Here is a 20,473-nt window from a genome sequence, read left to right as displayed (position 1 = left end):
TGGCTCAGGTCCCAACGCGGTATGACCTGGGCATGTGTCCGCGAGGCGGCAGCACGACACCGCCTCGGCCACGCGGGTCGTGCCGGACGCGTGGTGGGCGCGTGGTGGGCGCGACGACGAAGGTCGGCGGGCGATGACCACCGGCCCGTCTGCGGCCACGAGCACGTGCGATGCGGACAGGTATCAGGGGGAGTCCATGGGGAGGGCCTTGTCAGCGGCCGTCGTGATGCTCACAGCCGGCATGGCGCTGGTGAGTGGGTGCGCGGGCCGTCCGGACCAGTCGCCGTCATCGCGACCGTCGGCCAAGCCGGCCATCAAGCCGGAGGGTGAGATCGTGCCGCCGACGGGAGGTGGAGACGTTCCCGAGGCGACCCTCGCAGTGTGCAGGGAATGCCAGAAGCTGCTCGCTAGCGGTCAGTACCAGGTGGCGGCGGAAAGGATGGATCAGCTCGCACACCGGCAACCGACCCATGGAGACGGTGAAGGCGACTCCAGCGCGACGGCCGTCGCACTGGTGTGCGCAGGAGCGGCCAAAGCCAGCCTCGGACAGTACAAACAAGCGCTCAAAAGCCTCGCCGCAGCCGACCGGAAGAGCGAAGACCTTCCCGCGGAGACGCGCCCCCAGCTGCTCGAGCTCATGTACCACGCCAAGTTGATCAGCTATACGGCGACCGGGGAGCACGACAAGGCTCGAGAGACCCTCGCCCTGCTCTCGAAGCTCGGGAAGAACCCGGATCGCTACCTCAAGGAGGCATGCGCGACGGCACCAGCGCCCGAATCCATCCCGGAGTGCGTGGGTGCGACGCCCGGCTCCTCGACCGGCTCGACCGTGTCCCCGTCCGACGAGAGAGAAACGCCGACGACTCCTCCGAGCACCAGCCTCGAACCCGCCCCGACCGACACCCCACCCACTGACGACGAGACGGGGCCGGATCCCAACGATACGGACGACCCCGAGCCCGAGCCGGAGCCCGAGGAGAACGATACTGACCAGCCCGCGCCGGACGAATCGTAGACGTCGCTCGCCCGGAGCCGCCGATCATGAAGAAGTTCGACTCTCGCGACAACAGCGCCGACGTCGGCCAGGACGTGTCCGGCCTGTGGGGCCTCCTCGCCCATGTCGTCACACCGACCACGATCATCGCGGCGCTCCTGGTCTATTTCGGATCGGTGCGCACCAACATCACCTACAGCAGCCTCGGCGTGGATCAGAGCGTGCTCGGGCTGTCCATCCAGGACTACGCGCTGCGCAGCGTGGGATCGACCATCGAGCCGCTGGCCATGGTCCTCCTGGCACTTTTGATCGCGCTCCCGGCGCACGCGTTGCTGGTTCGCCATATGGCCGGTCATCAGGCCGTCATTCGGTGGCTCGTGATCGAGCTGGGTCTGTTCGGGTTCGCCGCCGTTCTGGTCGGTGTCCTCGGAATGATGGGCTGGGTGGAGCTGAAGGTGCGAGCCCCCGTCGCTCCGATCTGCGTGGCGCTTGGTGTGCTGGCGCTCGGCTACAGCGCCTCCCTCCACATGATGATCAACGCCAGGCCTGCGGGACACACCGCTGAGCCCGCCACCGTCCGAGCCGTCCGGCGGGCCGTCTTCGTGGCTCTTCTCGCCCTCCTGCTGCTGTGGTCGGTCGCCGGATACGCCCAGCTTCGCGGAGCGGCAGCGGTCGAGCAGCTTCGAAGCGATCCGACACGTCTACCCGGCGTGGTCATCTACGCGCCACAACGCCTGTACCTGGAGGGGCTCGGCATCACGGAGAGCCCACTCCCCGACGCGGACGCGAAGTTCCACTATCGCTACGCAGGGCTGCGCTTGCTGATCCGTTCCAACCAGCGCTACTTCCTCCTGCCCGCCTGCTGGGCAACGACCCCGCAGGCCAGGGCGATAGCCCTTCCGGACGACCCCTCGATCCGTCTGGAATTCTTCCGGGTCACCACACACCCGGCCTGCCCTCCCGCACAGTGATTCCAGCGAGTGACCACCCGGGGTACCGGCGTCGGACAACGTGGCGGATGGCTGCTCCGCTCGGGCCCTCGCTGTGCGGGCGCCGCTGCGGGCCGCCGGGACGCTGGAGCGGGTGGGGCTCGGGCATCGGCTCGGCCACCGTCCGCACGAGATGTCGGGCGGCGAGCGGCAGCGCGTCGCCACCGCCCGCCCCGTCGTCGGCGACCCGCGGCTCCTGCCGGTCGACTCCGGCGCCGGAGCGGGCGTGATGGAACTGCTGCGCGCGCTCGCACAACGGCCGCGTCGAGCTCGACACCGCACCCAACGCGGGCGCCACCTTCCGCGTGCTCCTACCGGTTACAGCTCCCCGATCTTCGGGATGATCTCGGTGAGGACCCATAGGGCCAGGCCCAGTGCGATCAGGTTGACGCGGCCTCCGCCGACGTTGAGGGCGGCGAGGACGAAGCAGACCAGCGCGAAGATGAGCAGAATGAGGGTGATCACTGAGCTTCCCTTCCATCGGGGGTGTGGGATGGTTGCTCAGCGCTACCCGTGATCACGGGGTCTAGGCGTAGGCAGGGATCATGCGTCCCTGATTGTGATCTGCCGTGTCGCACCGGTCTCGGTGCGCTCCTGACGTCCAGGAGCTCAGATGGCCTTCCATCGGAGCTCGCCGGCGACTGCCTCGGGCTTCCGGTAGCCGATGGTGCCGCCGTCCTCGATGGCGTCGGCGGTGGCCTTCAACAGGGCGTAGTACGAGCGGATCCGTGCCCCTCCGGGCGTGAACTCATGATGCCCTCGTGATCGGTGCCGCCGACATCGCGCTTCACCGAGTCGACCACGAGGTGGTTGCCCACCCCGTCGGAGCCGAAGGGCAGCATGCGCCCGTCCCACCATTCCGTTCGCGGATCGGTGAATCCCTGGGTGCCGTCGTCCTGACCGTCGATCAGGCACAGCTGTCGCCACGTGTCCTGGATCTCCCGGACGCTCGCGTTCGAGTTGCCCAGGAAGCCGAAAGCCCCGATGTCGTTCAGGTGGACGACCTCATCGTGCCGCAGCAGCGAGGCCCGCAGGTCATCGGGGAACAGTGAGCCCATCTCCGCCGGACGAGCCGGTCGCATGGGTCCTGAACCAACGAGAAGGCCCGGCTCCATGTCCGGAGCCAGGCCTTCCGACGTGTTTTCCCGGGCGAAGGTGCTCGGGGCAAGGCTGCCGTAGCCCCGTGGGCGCCTCACCAGCGTCCTCAGTCGGCACGGCCAAGGCGTCGTTGTGTCACCCTGACCGAGTCGAGCTCGCCGACGACGATGCCGTGCGCGACCAGCACATCGAGAAGGGTTCAGCCCCGGCCAGGCTGCTGAGCGAGCACCTGGTCCCAGTCGACCGTCCGCGCCCAGCCCAGGTAGGAGTGCCAACCCACCTCCGGGAACTCCGCGTGCAGCGCGGCGGTGTCGGCGTGCACCCGGTTGTCCTCGAAACTCTGGAACATGTCGGCGATCTCGTCCCCAGCCCAATGGCCAATCATCGGGATGGGAATGTTCTCGTACGGCAGGTCCGAGCCGATGGCTTCGGACAGGAACCGCGCCGCCTCCAGGGTGGTCACGCTGTCGGAGACGACGTCGATCGCTCGACCGGACAGCTTGGCGGGGTTCTCGATCGCGTGGACGGCCATGCCTGCGATGTCCAGCACAGTGACCTGGTCGAGCTTGCGCTCCGGAGAGAGAGGGAAGGCATAGACGCCCTGGTTCAGCCGGGTCAGGCCCACGTTGAGGGCGTTCTCCATGAAGTAGGCCGGCTGAACGCCGGTGAAAGTGGTGCCCTGCTCGACGAGGTGGCGGTGCACGACCTGCTTGGCGGAGGCGTGCTCGACCGTGAAGTCGGCCTCGCTCGCCGCCCCCTTGACCGAGGAGTACACCAGGTGGGCGTCCACCGCGCTCGCCGCGTCGGCGAGGGCGCGGCCCTGGGCGATCTCCTCGGCGGCGCCGTTCTCGCCGAAGGGGACGGTCAGCCCGAAGATCGCATCCAGGCCCTTCGCCGCCTTGGTGAGAGCCTCGCGGTCGGCGAGATCGCCGGTCACGAGACGGACGCCCTGTGCGGCGAGCGCGTCCGCCGTCGGTGTCGCGGGGTCGCGGACGTAGGCGACAGGCTCATGGCCGTGCTTGAGCAGGCGTGCGACGACGGCTCCGCCCTGCCGGCCGGTGGCTCCTGTGACGAGAACGCGGACCATGGATACTCCCTAATCAATCGATTGAATGATTTCACGCATGAGGACGAGCCTCATGCGTGCCGTACATCCAGAAAAGCGGCGAGAGCCTCGCTCACGCGTTGCCGGTACTCATCTGACAGCGGGTCCACGTCGTAGATCCCCTCGATCACCTGCGGAAGCGCAACCGGGGCGAAGGCGAGCAGGAACGAAAGCAGCGTCACGAACTCGGGCGGGTGACCATCGCCGATCTCTCCCGCCGCCTGCCGGGCGCGCGTCTGCTCGACGGCGGCGGCGGCCACTGTGCGCCACTCTCGCGCCAGCGCTTCAGTGTCGCCGGGATAGTCACCCAGCGCCTGCCACACCACTAGACGGGCTCGCCGGGGATCACGCAAGGTGGCGTTCAACACCATGCGGAAGCTCTCCAGGAACGGCTCGGCCTTGCTGGCCGGCACCAACTTCGAGCGCCGCTCCTGCCAGCTCGACAACAGCTCCTCCAGCAGGCCTTCCTTGCCGCCGAAGTAGTAAGAGATCAGCTGCACGTTGACGCCGGCACGCTTGGCGATGGCCGCGGTGCGAGCGCCGCTGTATCCCTTGGCAGAGAACTCGTCGAGGGCCGCATCAAGGATGCGCTCCCTGGTACGTGCCGCTTTGCTCGTCGCCTGAGACTGATCTGCTGGCATGGACACATCTTATCAATCAATCACATGATTACAAGTGGGGATGAAGGTCCGTTCCAGCTCGCACTAGGGCCCGAGGGTGCAGGCCGCGAGCGAAGCCGCCGGCAGTCCATCATCTTGCATCCGAGCGATCCCGGATCCGCCACCGAGCTGGACGACACCATCGCCGACCTCGACGGCGCTGCATTCACACCCGGGGTGTCCATCGCGCACCGGTTCGACACCGTTGTGGATCTGCGGCGTCCCCCCCAAGAGGCCGTGGCGTCATTCGTAACAGCGTTCGGAGAACTCAGTGGGTTGGCGAATTTCTTTCCAATCTCAAGGTTTTGTAAACCGTAAATTACTTGAAGCGCAGAAGAGGTGAAGCAAAAAGCGATATACTTCATTGTGCGCTCCAAGTAGGCCCGGACGTCGCCGGAAACCCTATGCGCCGACGATTCCCGATACGCGAATACAAATATCGTGGCACTTCTTCCACAGAGTCGAAGAGTATCGCCAACTCGAAAGAGGGGGACCGCCATGACAAAACGCATGCCCAACCCAGGGAAGCGCGCCTCGCACCTGATCGTGTCGGTACTGTTCGTCACCACGCAGGGCGTCTCGGTGCCCGACGTCACCAGCACTGTCAAGCACCAGGCCCTCCAGCCCGTGTCCGCCTCCATCAGAAACGTTGCCAGCAACCTGACCATGCAAATCGGGCGAGCATCCGTCGACGGCCCACCTATTCTGTGGTACCCCGCCGCAGGAGATTCCTTCACGTTCATACCTGTCGGTGATCCGCAAGGCTGGAACGGCTCCTTCCAAATCAAGGTATCAAGCTCAGGAAAATGCCTCCATCTCGATGGCGCCCACAACAACGGCGACAGGGTGATCCAACGAGACTGTTTCGCGCACCCCCTGCAATACTGGCGCCGGGAGCCTCTTACAGCAGGGCACTGTTCGGCCGCGTCCCTCTTCTGTCAGGGCCCCGTAACGATCCGCAGCGTGTACGGCGGCAAATGCGTCGACTCGGGCAACCCGCATTTTCCGAACCCGCCGCGGATAGGTGCCCCCATACAGCAATGGCAATGCATCCGCTCCGGCTCCGACCGATGGGCCGTCAACCAAACCTGGACCATAGGAAAGCGCATAGGGAGACGCTTTCCCACTACGGAGATCCAGCAAATGGTCGACCAGGTCATCCAGGTACGGCGGGACCTGGGTAAGTGCGCAGATCCGAGCGTGCGTCTCGACCGCGCGCTCAGCGATATGGCACGTGCCCATAGCGCAGATCTAGCTACCAACTACGCCCGACTCATCGACTCGTTCCCGCGCAGTGACGGCAAACGGGGCCACATCGGCTCTGACGGAACGATGCCCGCAGACAGGATGACCTCGGGGGGATTCACCCCTGCACAGCGCCCGGAGAACTGGTACTACGGCACCAACGCGACCCTCGCTCAGGCGATGGACAGCTGGTTGTATCACGATGAAGCGTCTAATTGGGGACACCGCGATGCCATCCTCAACTGTGAGTACAGAGTGATCGGAGTCGGCTCGGCCTCCGGCCACAATAACCGCGTCTACTGGACGCAGAACTTCGCACTCAGGTGACTCCTCGTCGACGAGCCAGAACGGCGTAAGCGTCTCTAGCGTGCCTTGTCGCTGCCCTGATGCACGTTGCCAAGCCTCGTCGCCGCAGGGTCAAGCCCTGGTCCGTGGACGAAGCCCGCCAGTTCCTGAAGTCAGCTCGCACCCGCCATGACCCGCTCTTCGCCGCATATGTCCTCATCCTGGCAGCCGGCCTGCGCCGTGGAGAGGTCCTCGGGCTCCGCTGGTAGGACGTGGATCTGGACAACGCCGAGATGACGATCGGCCGACGGCTACAGCGCGTCCGAGGGCAGCTCCATCACCGCGAGACCAAGACCGAAGCGAGTGACGCGTCCTGCCTCTCCGTGAGGTGGCTCCCCTATTGGCTCCCATCGGCCTTCAGACAGCGAAAAGGGGCCTCGGATCAACTCCGAAACCCCTTGTCACCTAGTACTTGTTGGTGGGGTGTTCACGAGAGCGTAGGAGCGCCCGAAGATCGTTTCCCGGAAGCCTCGGGTGGCCGTACAGGTCAGGCATTCAGCGATCTTCGTACGGCGGCGTCCACCAGCTCGTGGATCTCCTGCTCGGTGAAGATGTCGGGCAGTGTCAGCCGCTCCACGATGAGCCAGTTCAGAGTGAGGTAGAGGAGCACCACCGAGGTCGAGTCGCCGGGCAGGCCCGAAGTGGCGTGGTAGCCGATGTTGGCGTCGATGTCCTCGCGGATGCGCTTGGTCAGCACCGCGCGCAGCTCAGGGCGCCGGGTGGACTCCAGCCGGAGCTCGAGCAGGGCCAGGTAGCCGGAGTTGAAAGCGGAGACCCGATCCACCAGTTCGTGCATGAGCTCGGCATAGCGGGTCTCGTCCTGCACGCCCTCCCGGCTGCGGGCAATCGCGGCCTCGTCGGGCAGCAACCGCTCATAGATGCGTCCGCCGACCTGGGTGAACAGGTCGTCGCGGTTGGCGAAGTAGTTGGAGGCCGTGCCCGGGGGGCACAGCCGCCTCCGCATCGACGGCCCGGAAGGTCAGCCCCCGCGCTCCCTCCCTGGCCAGCACCTCGATGGCCGCGTCGATCAGTGCCTGCCGCCGCTCGGGATTACTCCGCACTTGACACCACTCCGTCTGTAGTACTACGTTTTGACCACTCCAAACAGAGTACTACATCGGGAGTTGATCGATATGCGAAAGCTTGTCTACTACGTCGCCGTCTCGCTCGACGGCTACATCGCGGGCCCCAACGCCGAGTTCGACTTCTACCCCGTGTCGGACCAGATGGCCGCCTGGATCAACGACCGTTACCCCGAGACGCTCCCCACCCACGTCCGCAAGCTTGTCGGCCTCGAGGGCGTGCCCAACAAGGTCTTCGACACGCTGGTGATGGGCCGCGGCACGTACGAGCCGGCCCTGGACGTCCCCACCACCAGCCCGTACTCCCACCTGCGCCAGTACGTCGTCTCCAGCACGCTGACGATCGACGACCCCACGGTGCAGGTGGAGGCCGGCGACCCGATCGAGCTCGTCCGGCGGCTGAAGGCCGAGGACACCGGCATGGACATCTACCTCTGCGGCGGCGGCAGACTCGCCGCCTCCCTGCTCCCGGAGATCGACGAGATCATCCTCAAGAGCTACCCCGTGGTGGCGGGCGCGGGCATCCCCATGTTCGCCGGACAGTTCCGCCCCACCCTGTTCACTCCCACCCGGCGCGAGTCCTTCGACAACGGCGCCCAGGTCACCTGGCTCACCAGGGCTTAGCACCCCAAGGAGGAAGCATGCATATCAAACTCCCCGCCACGATCACCCAGGCCAAGACCGAGCACCAGGCCCGATCGCCGCACCGGCACGACCAGCCGGCGCGCGACCTCAAGCCCACGGGCCGGACCAATCTCTCCCGCCGCCCGACCGCCGCCCCTCGCCGCAGCGGGTACTGAGCGAGCCGGCGCGCCCTCACTCCCTGAGAGGCGCGCCGGCTGACCGAGATGCAGGTTCAGGGCGCCGGTCCCGGCCCGAGCACCACGGCGCCGGCGATCACAGAGCTGGCCGGCCTGACGGAGCGGCCGCTGCGGCCGTTCGTCAGCTGATCGGTCGGGTCGTCCTCGAGTGCCGGACAAACGGTCCAGTCCCGCTGCCAGGAGAGTTGCCCAGCGCGGTCTGGCGCGCCGGCATCGCGATCTCAACCCCCTCGACGTGAACAAAGACGATGAGGTCGCACTGGCTGGAGTGCCTGTCAAACGACCGCCTTCTTCCCCTCTCCCGCCGACGTCGGTACGGCCATGGCCGTCATCTTCAGCTACAACGGCATACTCCGTCACCCACGCCGCCGACCTGACCGAGGCGCATCTGGAACGGCATCTCGCCGAAGCGGAAGGCCTGATCGCTCCGGGCGAGCTACGCTTCCGCGACACCATCACGCGCGTCAGCGTCTCGCCCGGTTGCTGCTTCGGCTTGGAGAACTGGCGGGACTGGTGGGACGTGACTCGGGGGCAGGAACCCTGGCTCGGCCACGCCCCCACCCCACACATCACACAGGTGGCTCACGTCATCCGACTCCGGCAGCACGACGGGGATCCTCCGTCCATCGAGATCACTCGCGGCGAGCTGTCCCGCCTGCTCACCACCGCCCAACAGCACTTCTCCGGGTTCCTCGACCTCGCCCGGCAATGGGCGGCGACCACTACGCGAGGGCTGGCCGACCGGCTCATCTCAGCCCTCGACCACTACTTCATGATCACTGAAGCCTTTTCATCCTCAGGCGGCCTTGCGGCGCGGTGATTCTGGACGCTTCCACACAAGGCGGGACGTTGTGCCACCATAATCGCGTCGTTCCGACGAAGGAGGCTGCTTGGTCGTTTTCGCCTGTGCGGGGTGCGGCGCCGTGATGACCGCGAGGGTGGCGCGGGTGGCGCTTCCCGACCACTCTGGCCAGAAGTACGGCCATGGTCTGCTCCCCAGTCTTCTGGAGCCAGGAACGTACGTGGTGGACCCTGGAGACGGCCAGCCTTGGAGCCCATTGAAGCCCGAGCCGGAAACGCATGGCGTCCGACTGCTGACGTACTGCATCTCGGGCCCCCCGAAGAGAATCGGGATCGCGCCGGGCGACGTCCGCGGAACCGTCTTCATCCCGGAGCGGTTAGGCGGCTGCTGTTGTGGCTGGGACGGCCAGTACGGTCCCAACCTGGCGTGCGCGAGGTGCGGCTGTCCGGTGGCGACTCGCGTCGACGACTGTGGGTTCTGGCAGGTGGTGTGGCTGGAGCCGGAAGCCGTGCGTCCTGTCGCCGTCGATGGCCCCGTCCAGCGGGTGATCGACTGGGCGGAGCTGCCGAGCACGCCGCCCGTTGATCCGCGTGGTTTCTGGAGCCCACTGTGGGAGGCCGCGGTCGCGGTGGCGCTGGCCCACCTGCTGGCAGTATCGGGTGGTATGCGGGTGTCCGTCCCTGAGGGGCCTGTCGCAGAGGCGTTTCGCCGGGCGATCGACAGTCTGCTTCCTCCGGGACCACCGGAACGCCACCTCGTCCTGGCCGGACCCGGCCTGTCTGCCGCGATCACGGACATCGCCCTGGCGCCGCGGCATTCGCAGACCGGTGAGGTATGGCCCTGCGACGCGGGAGCGGTGGTACCGCTGGCCGCGAACGTGTGGACATACATGGCGTTCAACGATGATCGTCGGCTCGTGCCAGCGGCGTACGGGATGCCTGCCGTCGTTCGCCGTGATGATCCGCCCCCGCTGCTGCCGCACAGTCTTTTCCGTCCCGATGGGCGAGTGTTCCTCAGCACGCTGGAGCGGCTGGCGGCGGTTCGGCAGCCGTGGTTGCGCCGCATCTATGACCGGGTGAAAGACCACCCCTACATGGACCCGTTCGCGTAGATGCGCGAGCAGGGCGATGGCCTCGCGGATGTATCGCCCAGGCGGTGCCACTCTGACGCCGAAGCCGCACCGAAGTGGGCGATAGTCACGGCGTGCGCCCACCGCCCGTCGCCAGTACTCCACATCAGAAGGCGCCACCCCCTGATCTCGATAACTGACCCGCCCACACCTAGGCCGACCAGCAAAAAAGGCCCGATCCTGAAACAGGATCGGGCCTTTGATCTTGTGGACCTAATATGCGCTTACTCGAACACCGCGCCGCAGATAGAAGCGCTGACGCTGGCACTCAGCGAGTCACTGTGATCACAGGGCACCCACCGTCATGGTCATCACGTGACTGCCCCCGCCTGGCAGCAAATCGAAGACGAACGCTACGAAAATGGCTGGACTCCATTCGACGCACGTTTCGCCTTCCGACCGGCAGTCGCGCTGCCAACGCCCTATCAAGGGAGTTCGTAGCGCACCAGAGCCTTAGCGAACGGCTCCCCGTTCGTGCGGGCGTATGCCATCCGAGCGCGTGCTTCGCTGAGCGTGCGCGGGCGGTAGCCCGGGCCACCGCAACAACTCTTGTGGAAGCGGACACCCGAGTGCAGCAACAGCGAGAGCACCCGCCAGGCCGCATTGTCCCGCCGACGCGGGGCCGCAAAGGCTGAACCGACGTGGATCAGCGGCTCGGCGCAACGCGGGCAGGACCGGTCGTAGTGGCCAGCGCCGGGATAAGGCTGCTTGTACGACGCGCGGCAAGGCAGACAGACAAAGGATGTCTTTGCATGGGCCATGCGATCAGCGTAGGCCTGTCACGGGCCGAGATCGACAGGTTTCCTGTCGGGCAAGATCCAAAGGACAGGCCCTAACGAAGCATGGAGCTCCCTGTCAGCTATTGCCGGTCGAGAGCTTCCCCGTCTCGCTTTGCCACGAACGAACCCAGTCCCGGTTCGGTGTAGATCAAGCCGTCTTCGCGCAGCTCGTGGCCACGGCAAGCCCGAACTCGTCCATGAGAGCCATGACTGAGAGCAGGCGATCACCTGGGGCGTACTCACCCGTCCTGATGCGCTCTGCGAGGATTTCGTAGAGCTGCTTCCACCTGGGGATACTCGGCTTCCAAACTGATCACCTAAGCACGATAGGCATACTACGTGCACCACGGGCCGTCAGCGCCTGTTCAGTCCCCGCAGCACCGGCAGCCCAGTGCCGGAGTCAAGTACGAGGCGGTCGCCGAGCGGTCGGGTGAGCGTGACGGTAGTCGTCGCCGTCTTGAGAATCGCCGGGCAAGGATTGTCAGAGCTGGAGTCCTCCTCGTCCATGTCGATCACCACCAGTTGGTCGGTCTCGTAAGCGCGCGGCCCGTGAACGGTGTCGCAGGCGCCGAACCCGTAGCGGATAAGCAGCTCGTCAGGCTTGCCGGCGACGAGGTCGAACGCCATCACCTCTTCGAACCCTCCCTGTATCCGTTCGGGACGGGCGGTGACGGCCGAGGGGTCTACCGCCACGTGGACCTTCTTCTGCTCGACTCCCTCGACGGTGAACACCCAGGCGGGCACCTGGATTGTGCCGCGGCTGGTCTCCAGCGGGACCTTGCCCGATCTGGCGCCGGTGACCCGGAGCGGGCGGCATCCCTTGGCCGGGCACTCCTCTTCGATGAGGTCCGCCGGTTTGCTGAACTCCTCGTACGCGCTAGCCGCCGAGATGAGCGGCACCTGCGAGACCTCGCCGTCCGGCCATCGCACGTCGGCGCGGTGAGGGGAGTTCGCAGGCAGCTTGGCGGCCAGCCGCCAGGCACCGTTGTGCGAGCTTCTGTTCACCCAGGCCGGGATTTGGCTCACGTGGTTCCATCCCTGCGGGTTCAGGACTTCCAGCGCAACGAACCCATTGCGCCAGGCGTGGTCGTCGGCAGAGCCCTGCCAGCGCTCTGCTACCGCCCGGGCACGCGTCTCGAACTCGTCACGCGATGCGCCATGGGACCCGCCGGGCGAGGCCTCATGGTCCCCGCCGCAGGACGACAGGAGAAGCACCAAAGACAGGCAGGTGATCATTCTTCGCATGAGGCCTCCTCCGTCCTATGATCAGCCAACGTCCGACGCCTCCGCTTGGCTTTCCGGGTTCTGACGATCTCCCCTGGGGACGCACTCGACCAGCCTGCTCATCGGGTGGCGGGATCGACGAAGTAGGTCGGCGAGATAGGCCATCCGGATCGGCCTGTCGGGGAGCCTGAACGCAGGTACCCGGGTCACGGAAGCTGTGTACCGCAAGCAGCTCAAGCCCGTGATCACCAAGGGTGCCGAGACCATGAACGCCGTCTTCGGCGATAGGAAGAGAAGGAAGCGAAAGTCCGCGTGAGGTGGCTCCCCGTTTGGCTCCCATCGGCCCTCAGACAGCGAAAAGGGGCCTCGGATCAGCTCCGAAACCCCTTGTCACCTGGTACTTCGTGGTGGAGATGAGGGGATTCGAACCCCTGACCCCTTCGATGCGAACGAAGTGCGCTACCGGACTGCGCTACATCCCCAACGACCTCGATTAGATTAGCAAACTTCCAGGAGTCCTTGCGCCACAGTCTCGCTCAGTCCCCCACCGCGCGCCGAGGTGGGTCGGCGTACTGGTCGAACAGGACGTCCGGCGGCCTGAACTCCAGGATCTCCGCCTCCGCCTGCTCGGCCGCCAGCGCCTCCGCCCGCTGCCGCTCCCTCAGCCTGCGCAGGCGGGCCGCGCGAGCCTCCACGGCGCGCTGCCTGCGCTCCCTGTCCACCCGTACGGCCATGCGCAGCACGGTGAGGTAGCCCGTCATGAGCACCCCCGCGGGGGCCACGCCCCACCAGGGGATGACCTGGACGGCGGCGGTCACCACGGAGGCGAGCACCAGCAGGATGGAGAAGAACAACATCCGCCTGCGGCGCGCTACGATGATCGCCCGGCGCCGGCCCTTGAGCCTGCGCAGGTCCACCGACTGCCGGTTGAGCTCGCTGATCGTGTCGTCGGAGAGCGGCGCGTAGTCCGTCTCGACGGGCTCGGCGACCTCGTGCGGCTCGGCGGGAGTGGCGACCGACAGCACGGGGACGGGCCCCGTCACCTCGGCCGCGTAGAACTCCTCCAGCTCGGCCAGGTTGCTGCGGTCCCTGCGCAACCACATCGGCACCAGGACGCACAACCACATGACCACGATGGCGAGGTAAAGCAACACGCTGCTCACGGCCACCTCCGAGCGCCGAGCAGAGCCGCACGAAGCGCCCCGGAGATCGCGGGAGCCGCCCTGAGGGCAGCACGAAGACGCATACGTGCTCTTGGCGTCTTCGATGTGCTCACGTCACGCACCGTAAGACCGCGTGTCACTAATTGACGAGCATTCGGTGCGGTGTGTCGCGAGATCGTCAAACCTCTTCATGTGATGAACCGGCGCGACGCCACTGGACGAGCAGCCCGCGAGGGACGTCCTCCACGGTCAACGCGTAGCAGATGTGGTCCCGCCAGGCCCCGTCGATGTGGAGTTGACGCCGACGGATGCCTTCTTCCCTGAACCCCAGCTTCTCAACCACTCTGCGGCTGGCGTGGTTCTCGGGACGGATGTTGGCCTCGAGTCTGTGGAGGCCGGTGGTGAAGAAACAGTGGTCCACCGCCATGGCCAGGGCGGTGGGGGTGATGCCGCGTCCGGCCAGCGCGCCGTCGATCCAGTAGCCGACCTGCGCGGAGCGCGCCGAGCCCCAGACGATGGCGCCGACGGTGAGCTGGCCGGCGAAGCGGCCTTCGTGGGTGACGACCCACGGCATGGACAGCCCCTGACGGGCCTCTCTGCGCAGGGTGGTCACCATCGACAGGTACGGCCCGAGCCCGGTCCTGAACAGCGGCGTCTCGGGATTGCTCGGCTCCCATGGACGTAGCCAGTCGGCGTTGCGCAGGCGGGTGTCGCGCCAGACGCGCACGTCGCCAAGGCGTAGCGGGCGCAACCCCACCGGCCCCTCTGTCAGGGTCACCGGCCAGCCACGAAGTCGATCCACATCCTCATCATCCCCCCAAGACGCAGGAAGCCGCCATGGATCGGCAGGAGGTCAGCGCGGGTGGTCGCCGCCGCGGATCTGGTCGACGGCGTGCGCCAGGATGGGCGCGAGGACGGCGACGCCGTCCCTCACGCCTCCCGACGAGCCGGGCAGATTGACGATGAGCGTGCCGCCCGCCTGTCCCGCCAGTCCGCGAGACAGGACCGAGGTCGGCACTTGGGCCCTGTTCTCCTGTCTGATGGCCTCGGCGATGCCAGGAATTTCCCGAGAAATGACCTTGGCCGTCATCTCCGGGGTGAGGTCCTGGGGCGTCAGCCCCGTGCCGCCGGTGGTGACGATCACCTCGTAGCCCCTGGCGACCCCTGCCCGCAGCTCCTCCTCCACCGGCGGCCCGTCGGGCACCACGACGGGCCCCGTCACCGCGCAGCCCGCGTCGGACAGGAGCGAGGCGAGGAGCGGCCCCGACTTGTCGGCGTAGACGCCCGCCGAGGCGCGGTTCGAGACGGTGATGACGAGCGCGCGGATCAAGGACGTCTCCAGAGTCCGGTCTTGCCGCCGGTCTTCTCCTCCACGCGTACGTCGGTGATCACGGCCGCGGGGTCCACCGCCTTCACCATGTCGATGAGCGCGAGGCCCGCCACGGTGACCGCGGTCAGCGCCTCCATCTCGACGCCGGTCCTGTCGGCGGTCTTCACCACGCAGGTGATCTCCACCCCGGAGTCGACCACGTCGAGCGTCACCGACACGCCGTGCAGCGCGATCGGGTGGCACAGCGGGATGAGGTCGGGCGTGCGCTTGGCTCCCATGATGCCCGCGATGCGGGCCACGCCGAGGGCGTCGCCCTTGGGGACCTCGCCCGAGCGCAGCAGCGCGACGACCTCCGCCGAGAGCACGACCCGTCCCGTGGCGGTGGCCGTACGGACGGAGACGTCCTTGCCCGCGACGTCGACCATGCGCGCCGCGCCTGTCTCGTCGAGATGCGTGAAACCACTCATATCCGAATCACCTGTACAGAAGCTCCTGAAGGCACCTCGGTGACCTGCTCGGGCACCATGATGAGGCAGTTGGCCAGGGCGAGCGCGGCCAGCTGGTGCGAGCCCTGCCCGCGGACCGGCGTGACCGTGCCGTCGTCGGCCAGGACCCCGCGGAGGAACGACCGCTTGCCCTCGGGCGAGTGCAGGGGCGCGAGGAGGTGCGCCGACCGCGTGATGGGAGGTCCTGCGGGCAGACCGCGCATCTTGCGCAGCGCCGGCCGTACGAACAGCTGGAAGGAGACGTAGGACGACACCGGGTTGCCGGGCAGGGTGAAGATCGGGACCTGGTCGTCGCCGACCACGCCGAAGCCCTGCGGCATGCCCGGCTGCATGGCGACCTTCTCGAACCTGACGGTGCCGAGCGGGCCGAGCGCCTCCTTGACCGGCTCGTAGGCGCCCATGGAGACCCCGCCGCTGGTGATGACGGCGTCGGCGCGCACGAGCTGGGCGTCGAGCTGGTCGAGGAAGGCGGCGGGGTCGTCGGTCACCGTGCCCGCGCGGAAGCCGTCGCCACCGGCCTCGCGGACGGCGGCGGTGAGAGTGAAGCTGTTGGAGTCCCAGATCTGGCCCGGGCCCAGCTGCGTGCCGGGCTCGACGAGCTCGGCGCCCGTCGAGAGCACGACGACGCGCGGACGCGGGCGCACCCAGACGCGACGGCGTCCGGTGCCCGCGATGATGCCGAGCTGGGCGGCGCCGATCGTGGTGCCGGGCTTGAGCACGACCTCGCCGGCCTGCACGTCCTCCCCCGCCCGCCGTACGGCGTTGCCCTCCCGCACGGGGCGGTCGATGCGCACGGTGACGGTGCCGCCGTCGGTCCACTCCACGGGCACGACCGCGTCGGCGCCCGCAGGCAGCGGCGCGCCGGTCATGATGCGTACGGCATGCCCCTGGCCGATCGCCCTGAGCTCGCCTGACCCCGCCGCGATGTCGTCGATGACGGGAAGTGACACCGGCGCGGCGGCGACGTCGGCCGCCCTGACGGCGTAGCCGTCCATCGCGGAGTTGTCGAAGGGCGGCAGCGGCACCGGCGAGGAGACCTCCTCGGCCAGCGTCGTGCCGAGCGCCCGCTCGAGCTCGAGCTCGAGCGGGGCCAGCGTGCGAACCGTGGCAAGGATGTCGGCCAGGTGCGCGTCAACTGATTTCATCGAGGAACTCACGCAGCCACGGTACAAAGTCCGGGGCGAGATCCTCACGATCCGCGGCGAACTTCACCACCGTGCGCAGGTAGTCGAGCTTGTCGCCCGTGTCGTAGCGGCGGCCGCGGAACAGCACGCCGTGCACGGGGCCGCCCTCGTCGCTCCCGCGCGTCGCCAGCGTGCGCAGCGCGTCGGTGAGCTGGATCTCGCCGCCTCTGCCCGGCGGGGTGTTCTCCAGCACCTCGAAGACGGCGGGGTCGATCACGTAGCGCCCGATGACCGCCCAGTTGGACGGCGCCTCGTCGACAGCCGGCTTCTCCACCAGGTCGGTGACGCGCACGACGTCGTCCTCGGAGGTCTGCGAGATGGTGGCCACGCCGTACAGGGAGACCTGCTCCTTGGGCACCTCCATCAGCGCCACGACGCTGCCGCCGTAGGTGTCACGCACCTTGATCATGCGCTTGAGCAGGTGGTCGCGATAGTCGATCAGGTCGTCGCCGAGCAGGCAGGCGAAGGGATGGTCACCGACGTGCTGCTTGGCGCAGAGCACGGCGTGCCCGAGGCCCTTGGGCTCGCCCTGCCGCACGTAGTGCAGGGTGGCCAGCGAGGCGGGCTCGAGGACCTGGGAGAGCCGTTCCTCGTCGCCCTTGGCCTCAAGGGCGCCTTCGAGCTCGAACGCGCGGTCGAAGTGGTCTTCGATGGAGCGCTTGTTCTTGCCGGTCACCATCAGCAGGTCGAGGAGCCCGGCGGAGGCGGCCTCTTCGACGACATACTGGATCGCGGGCTTGTCGACGATCGGCAGCATCTCCTTGGGAGTTGCCTTGGTCGCCGGGAGGAACCGGGTGCCCAGACCCGCGGCGGGCACGACGGCTTTCGTCACAGGGTCGAAGTCAGCCATACAGGCGACCCTACTGGAGGTATCTGTGGACAAGCTGAACCTGCGCCTCAAGCTGACGAGGCAGCGCGCCGCCATGCCCGAGCAGAAGAGGCGGGAGAACGCGCGGCGGATCCGCGAAACGCTGCTCGACCAGCCATGGGTCCAGATGGCCGGGCTGGTCGCCTGCTACTGGTCGATCGGCGACGAACCCGAGACACACGGACTGGTGTTCGCCCTGTGGAAGCACGGCGCGACCGTGATGCTGCCGGTGCTGCGCGACGACAATGATCTCGACTGGGCGGTCTACGACGGCCCGGACACGCTCGCGCCGGGGCGCTTCGGGATCATGGAGCCGGTCGACACGCGCAGGGGCGTCGAGACGATCCGCACCGCCGCGCTGGTGATCGTCCCGGCCCTGGCCGTCGACAGAACCTCGGGCGTACGGCTGGGCCGCGGCGGCGGCTCCTACGACCGCGCGCTGGCCAGGGTGGGCCCCAACGTGCCGACCGTCGCCCTCCTGCACGACGACGAGCTGATCGACGGCGTCCCCTCCGAGCCCCACGACCAGCCGGTCCGCTGGGCGGTCCACCCCGGCGGCCTGGTCAACCTCAGTACAGCAACTCCGTATCGTTGATCCCGCCGTTCGCCTCCACGTAGTCGGCGAGGGCGTCCTGCCTCACGGCCGCGAACAGCTTCTCCGCCTTCTTTTTGTCGATCTTCACCACGCTGGCGCCCCTGATGGTCGCCGAGCCGAGGTGCGGCGTGGTGAGCGCGGTCAGGTCCTCGACCCCTCGAAGGTCGAACGCCAGGCCGCGAAGGAGGCTCATGGTCACGCCCGGGTCCACGCTGAGCGACTTGGTCGACTCCTGCAGGAACTCGTCGATGGCGAACAGGCTGCTGTCACGCAGCTTCTGCCCCATGGCCTTGATCACGGCCTGCTGCCGCCTGATCCTGTCGAAGTCGCCGCCCGGCAGGTTGTAGCGCTGCCGTACGAACAGGAGGCTCTGCTCGCCGTCCAGATGGACCTTGCCCTGCTTCCAGGTCACCTTGTTCATCGGATCGTAGGTCGTGCGGGCCACGTACACGTCCACGCCGCCGAGCGCTCTTGTCATGGCGACGAACCCGGCGAAGTCGACGGCGGCGAAGTGGTCGATCCGCACGCCCGTGAAACGTTCCACCGTCGAGATCAGCAATGGGGGGCCGCCATAGGCGTAACTGGCGTTGATCTTGTCGTTGCCGTGGCCCTTGATCGGGACGTAGGCGTCGCGCGGGATGCCGACGACGTAGATCCGCCGTCTGTCGGCGGGCAGATGGAGAATCATGATCGTGTCGGCGCGTTGCGCGCCCTGCTCGCCCGGACGCCGGTCCGAGCCGATGAGCAGCCAGTTCTGCGCCTCGCCCACCGTCTTGCGGGGGCGCTCCGACTCGACGGGAAAGGGCTCGGCGATCCGCCGGATGTTCCCGTCATAGACGTACTGGCGCTGCATCAGCAGGGCGAATCCACCTGCGAGCACCATCGCGACCAGCATACCGCCGATGATCATAAAACGGCGTAACATCGCGCGAGCATAGCGCTGCCCGGCAGTCCGGACTAGCGGCTTATGTACGCGACAATAGCCCTCAGGAAACAGAGAGGGGGCCGGATGAAGCTCGACGTCTGGCTTCTTCTCGGGGCGGTCGTCGTCATCGCGGCCATCGCCTCGGTCAGGGTCGCGCACCGCAGTGGTCTGCCCAGCCTCCTGCTCTTCCTCGGCTTCGGTTTCCTGCTCGGCGAGAGCGGCTTCGGCATCCCCTTCGACGATCCGATGGTCGCTCAGCAGGTCGGCCTCGGCGCGCTGGCGTTGATCCTGGCCGAAGGTGGTCTGACCACGACATGGAGCCACGTCCGAAGATCCGTGCCCACCGCGCTGGCCCTGGCCACGCTCGGGGTGGCCGTCAGCATCGTGGTGGTGGCGCTTGCCGTACAGGGGCTGCTCGGAGCCGACTGGCGCACCGCGCTGATACTCGGCGCGGTCCTCGCCTCCACCGACGCCGCCGCGGTCTTCTCCGTGCTGCGTCGCCTCCCGCTGCCCACCAGGCTGTCGGGGATCCTCGAGGCGGAGTCCGGGTTCAACGACGCGCCCACGGTCATCGTGGTGGTGCTGCTCAGCCAGGCGGGCAAGCCCGTGCCGAGCGTGGGCGAGTTCGTCATGCACGCGGCGATGGAGCTGGCCATCGGCGCGGCGGTGGCGGGACTTCTGGGCCCCGCGGGCGCCTACGCTCTGCGCCGCGTGGCCCTGCCGGCCTCGGGCCTGTACCCGATCGCGGTGCTGGCGCTCACCTTCGTCGCGTACGGCGGCGCCGTGCTCCTGCACGGTTCGGGTTTCCTGGCCGTCTACCTGACAGCGCTGATCCTCGGCAACGCCAGGCTCCCGCACAGGGCGGCCACCCGCGGTTTCGCCGAGGGCGCGGCGTGGCTGGCGCAGATCGGCCTGTTCGTGATGCTCGGCCTGCTGGCCAGTCCACTCGAGATGCCGGTGGACGTCGTGCCGGGGCTCATCGCGGGAACGGTCCTGGTCCTGCTGGCCAGACCGCTGTCGGTGATCGCCTGCGCCTTCCTGGTCAGGCTGGCCCGCCTCGACGACATCAACTGGCGAGAACAGGCGTTCCTGTCGTGGGCGGGGCTGCGCGGCGCGGTGCCGATCGTGCTGGCCACGATTCCGTGGGCCGCGGGCGTGGGCCATGCCGAGCACCTGTTCAACCAGGTCTTCGTCATCGTGATCGTGTTCACCCTGCTGCAGGGCCCCACGCTGCCCTACGTCGCCAGGGTGCTCGGCGTTGCCGCCGAGGGCGAGGCGCGCGACCTCGACGTGGAGTCCGCGCCGCTGGAGCAGCTGAACGCCGACCTGCTCCAGGTCAAGGTGCCTCAGGGCTCGCTCCTGCACGGCGTGGAGGTCTTCGAGCTGAGGCTGCCCGTCGACGCGGCCGTCACGCTGATCGTCCGCGAGGGCCGTACGTTCGTGCCGACGGGCACCACCAGGCTGAGGTCCGAGGACCAACTGCTGGTCGTCACCACCGCCTCCTGCCGGGAGCAGGTCGAACGGCGGCTGCGGGCGGTCAGCCGCAGGGGCAAGCTGGCCGGATGGTACGGCGAGCGCGGTATGGAATGAGTCGCACCCAAGGAGCGTTTATGATTAGCAGTCGCGTGCG

22 protein-coding genes, 1 tRNA gene and 1 pseudogene are annotated in these 20,473 nt (G+C 67.4%); 9 read left to right on the top strand and 15 right to left on the bottom strand.

The genetic code is table 11. The annotated features are described in order from the left end of the window. Positions 1 to 133: 133 nt before the first annotated feature. Both ABFX55_RS40860 and ABFX55_RS40855 read left to right on the top strand, forming a co-directional pair. Positions 134 to 1,015 carry a tetratricopeptide repeat protein gene (locus ABFX55_RS40860; RefSeq protein ID WP_346128743.1) on the top strand — a complete coding sequence of 294 codons (882 nt, stop codon included), beginning with the start codon at positions 134 to 136 and terminating at the stop codon, positions 1,013 to 1,015. A gap of 26 nt (positions 1,016 to 1,041) precedes the next feature. Further along, positions 1,042 to 1,965, top strand: a complete 924-nt coding sequence (locus tag ABFX55_RS40855) for a hypothetical protein (protein WP_346128741.1) — start codon at positions 1,042 to 1,044, stop codon at positions 1,963 to 1,965. 336 nt (positions 1,966 to 2,301) lie between these two features. Here the strand turns inward: ABFX55_RS40855 and ABFX55_RS40845 are convergent, their stop codons facing one another. The 4 genes from ABFX55_RS40845 to ABFX55_RS40830 form a co-directional block, all read right to left on the bottom strand. Then, positions 2,302 to 2,448, bottom strand: a complete 147-nt coding sequence (locus tag ABFX55_RS40845; protein WP_183654990.1) for a hypothetical protein — start codon at positions 2,446 to 2,448, stop codon at positions 2,302 to 2,304. A 236-nt stretch (positions 2,449 to 2,684) separates the two neighbouring features. Next, a complete protein-coding gene (locus ABFX55_RS40840) occupies positions 2,685 to 3,179 on the bottom strand; it encodes an SMI1/KNR4 family protein (RefSeq protein WP_346128740.1) in 495 nt (164 codons plus the stop codon). A gap of 101 nt (positions 3,180 to 3,280) precedes the next feature. Beyond that, positions 3,281 to 4,168: an NmrA family NAD(P)-binding protein gene (locus tag ABFX55_RS40835; RefSeq protein WP_346128739.1), complete on the bottom strand. Its 888-nt coding sequence runs from the start codon at positions 4,166 to 4,168 to the stop codon at positions 3,281 to 3,283. A gap of 50 nt (positions 4,169 to 4,218) precedes the next feature. Then, positions 4,219 to 4,827, bottom strand: a complete 609-nt coding sequence (locus tag ABFX55_RS40830; RefSeq protein WP_346128738.1) for a TetR/AcrR family transcriptional regulator — start codon at positions 4,825 to 4,827, stop codon at positions 4,219 to 4,221. A gap of 516 nt (positions 4,828 to 5,343) precedes the next feature. Here ABFX55_RS40830 and ABFX55_RS40825 point away from each other — a divergent pair. After that, the gene (locus ABFX55_RS40825; protein ID WP_346128736.1) at positions 5,344 to 6,417 is read left to right on the top strand and encodes a CAP domain-containing protein; all 1,074 of its coding nucleotides are present in this window, start codon (positions 5,344 to 5,346) and stop codon (positions 6,415 to 6,417) included. Positions 6,418 to 6,922: 505 nt separating this feature from the next. Here ABFX55_RS40825 and ABFX55_RS40820 read toward each other — a convergent pair. Continuing rightward, positions 6,923 to 7,496: pseudogene (locus tag ABFX55_RS40820) on the bottom strand (TetR/AcrR family transcriptional regulator). A gap of 72 nt (positions 7,497 to 7,568) precedes the next feature. Here ABFX55_RS40820 and ABFX55_RS40815 point away from each other — a divergent pair. The 4 genes from ABFX55_RS40815 (at position 7,569) to ABFX55_RS40800 (ending at position 10,251) form a co-directional block, all read left to right on the top strand. Continuing rightward, positions 7,569 to 8,141, top strand: coding sequence for a dihydrofolate reductase family protein (locus tag ABFX55_RS40815; RefSeq protein ID WP_346128734.1), 573 nt, complete (start codon positions 7,569 to 7,571; stop codon positions 8,139 to 8,141). 17 nt (positions 8,142 to 8,158) lie between these two features. Continuing rightward, positions 8,159 to 8,317 (top strand): hypothetical protein, encoded by a 159-nt coding sequence (locus ABFX55_RS40810; RefSeq protein WP_183654975.1) that lies wholly within the window; start codon positions 8,159 to 8,161, stop codon positions 8,315 to 8,317. Between the two features lie 256 nt (positions 8,318 to 8,573). After that, positions 8,574 to 9,158 carry a hypothetical protein gene (locus ABFX55_RS40805; protein ID WP_346128732.1) on the top strand — a complete coding sequence of 195 codons (585 nt, stop codon included), beginning with the start codon at positions 8,574 to 8,576 and terminating at the stop codon, positions 9,156 to 9,158. A gap of 430 nt (positions 9,159 to 9,588) precedes the next feature. Further along, positions 9,589 to 10,251, top strand: coding sequence for a hypothetical protein (locus tag ABFX55_RS40800; RefSeq protein WP_346128731.1), 663 nt, complete (start codon positions 9,589 to 9,591; stop codon positions 10,249 to 10,251). A 945-nt stretch (positions 10,252 to 11,196) separates the two neighbouring features. Here ABFX55_RS40800 and ABFX55_RS50065 read toward each other — a convergent pair. The 9 genes from ABFX55_RS50065 to galU form a co-directional block, all read right to left on the bottom strand. Further along, positions 11,197 to 11,343 (bottom strand): GntR family transcriptional regulator, encoded by a 147-nt coding sequence (locus tag ABFX55_RS50065; RefSeq protein ID WP_379479070.1) that lies wholly within the window; start codon positions 11,341 to 11,343, stop codon positions 11,197 to 11,199. Between the two features lie 59 nt (positions 11,344 to 11,402). Then, positions 11,403 to 12,293 (bottom strand): hypothetical protein, encoded by an 891-nt coding sequence (locus tag ABFX55_RS40795; protein WP_346128729.1) that lies wholly within the window; start codon positions 12,291 to 12,293, stop codon positions 11,403 to 11,405. Positions 12,294 to 12,677: 384 nt separating this feature from the next. Further along, positions 12,678 to 12,754, bottom strand: a tRNA-Ala gene (locus tag ABFX55_RS40790). Positions 12,755 to 12,808: 54 nt separating this feature from the next. Continuing rightward, a complete protein-coding gene (gene sepX, locus ABFX55_RS40785) occupies positions 12,809 to 13,435 on the bottom strand; it encodes a divisome protein SepX/GlpR (protein ID WP_346128728.1) in 627 nt (208 codons plus the stop codon). Positions 13,436 to 13,613: 178 nt separating this feature from the next. After that, positions 13,614 to 14,237 carry a GNAT family N-acetyltransferase gene (locus ABFX55_RS40780; protein ID WP_183654962.1) on the bottom strand — a complete coding sequence of 208 codons (624 nt, stop codon included), beginning with the start codon at positions 14,235 to 14,237 and terminating at the stop codon, positions 13,614 to 13,616. A 51-nt stretch (positions 14,238 to 14,288) separates the two neighbouring features. Beyond that, on the bottom strand, positions 14,289 to 14,765 hold the full coding sequence (locus ABFX55_RS40775; protein WP_346128727.1) for a MogA/MoaB family molybdenum cofactor biosynthesis protein: 477 nt from the start codon (positions 14,763 to 14,765) through the stop codon (positions 14,289 to 14,291). Beyond that, the gene (moaC, locus tag ABFX55_RS40770; protein WP_346128726.1) at positions 14,762 to 15,232 is read right to left on the bottom strand and encodes a cyclic pyranopterin monophosphate synthase MoaC; all 471 of its coding nucleotides are present in this window, start codon (positions 15,230 to 15,232) and stop codon (positions 14,762 to 14,764) included. Before moaC ends, ABFX55_RS40775 begins: the two co-directional genes overlap by 4 nt. After that, on the bottom strand, positions 15,229 to 16,416 hold the full coding sequence (gene glp / locus ABFX55_RS40765; RefSeq protein ID WP_346128724.1) for a molybdotransferase-like divisome protein Glp: 1,188 nt from the start codon (positions 16,414 to 16,416) through the stop codon (positions 15,229 to 15,231). Before glp ends, moaC begins: the two co-directional genes overlap by 4 nt. Beyond that, positions 16,403 to 17,305, bottom strand: coding sequence for a UTP--glucose-1-phosphate uridylyltransferase GalU (galU, locus tag ABFX55_RS40760; RefSeq protein WP_346128723.1), 903 nt, complete (start codon positions 17,303 to 17,305; stop codon positions 16,403 to 16,405). The genes glp and galU overlap by 14 nt, the downstream gene beginning before the upstream one ends. A gap of 25 nt (positions 17,306 to 17,330) precedes the next feature. Between galU and ABFX55_RS40755 the strand changes: the two genes are divergently transcribed. After that, positions 17,331 to 17,918, top strand: coding sequence for a 5-formyltetrahydrofolate cyclo-ligase (locus ABFX55_RS40755; RefSeq protein ID WP_346128722.1), 588 nt, complete (start codon positions 17,331 to 17,333; stop codon positions 17,916 to 17,918). Here ABFX55_RS40755 and ABFX55_RS40750 read toward each other — a convergent pair. Next, positions 17,893 to 18,843: an LCP family protein gene (locus tag ABFX55_RS40750; RefSeq protein WP_346128720.1), complete on the bottom strand. Its 951-nt coding sequence runs from the start codon at positions 18,841 to 18,843 to the stop codon at positions 17,893 to 17,895. The genes ABFX55_RS40755 and ABFX55_RS40750 overlap by 26 nt on opposite strands. Before the next feature lie 84 nt (positions 18,844 to 18,927). Here ABFX55_RS40750 and ABFX55_RS40745 point away from each other — a divergent pair, with 84 nt between their 5' ends. Next, positions 18,928 to 20,433, top strand: coding sequence for a potassium/proton antiporter (locus ABFX55_RS40745; protein WP_346128719.1), 1,506 nt, complete (start codon positions 18,928 to 18,930; stop codon positions 20,431 to 20,433). Positions 20,434 to 20,473 lie beyond the last annotated feature (40 nt).

The organism is Nonomuraea roseola, from assembly GCF_039535395.1.
GTDB classification, from domain to species: Bacteria; Actinomycetota; Actinomycetes; order Streptosporangiales; family Streptosporangiaceae; genus Nonomuraea; species Nonomuraea roseola.
Note: the sequence above shows the minus strand (reverse complement) of the source record. Positions and strands in the feature narration are given on the sequence as shown.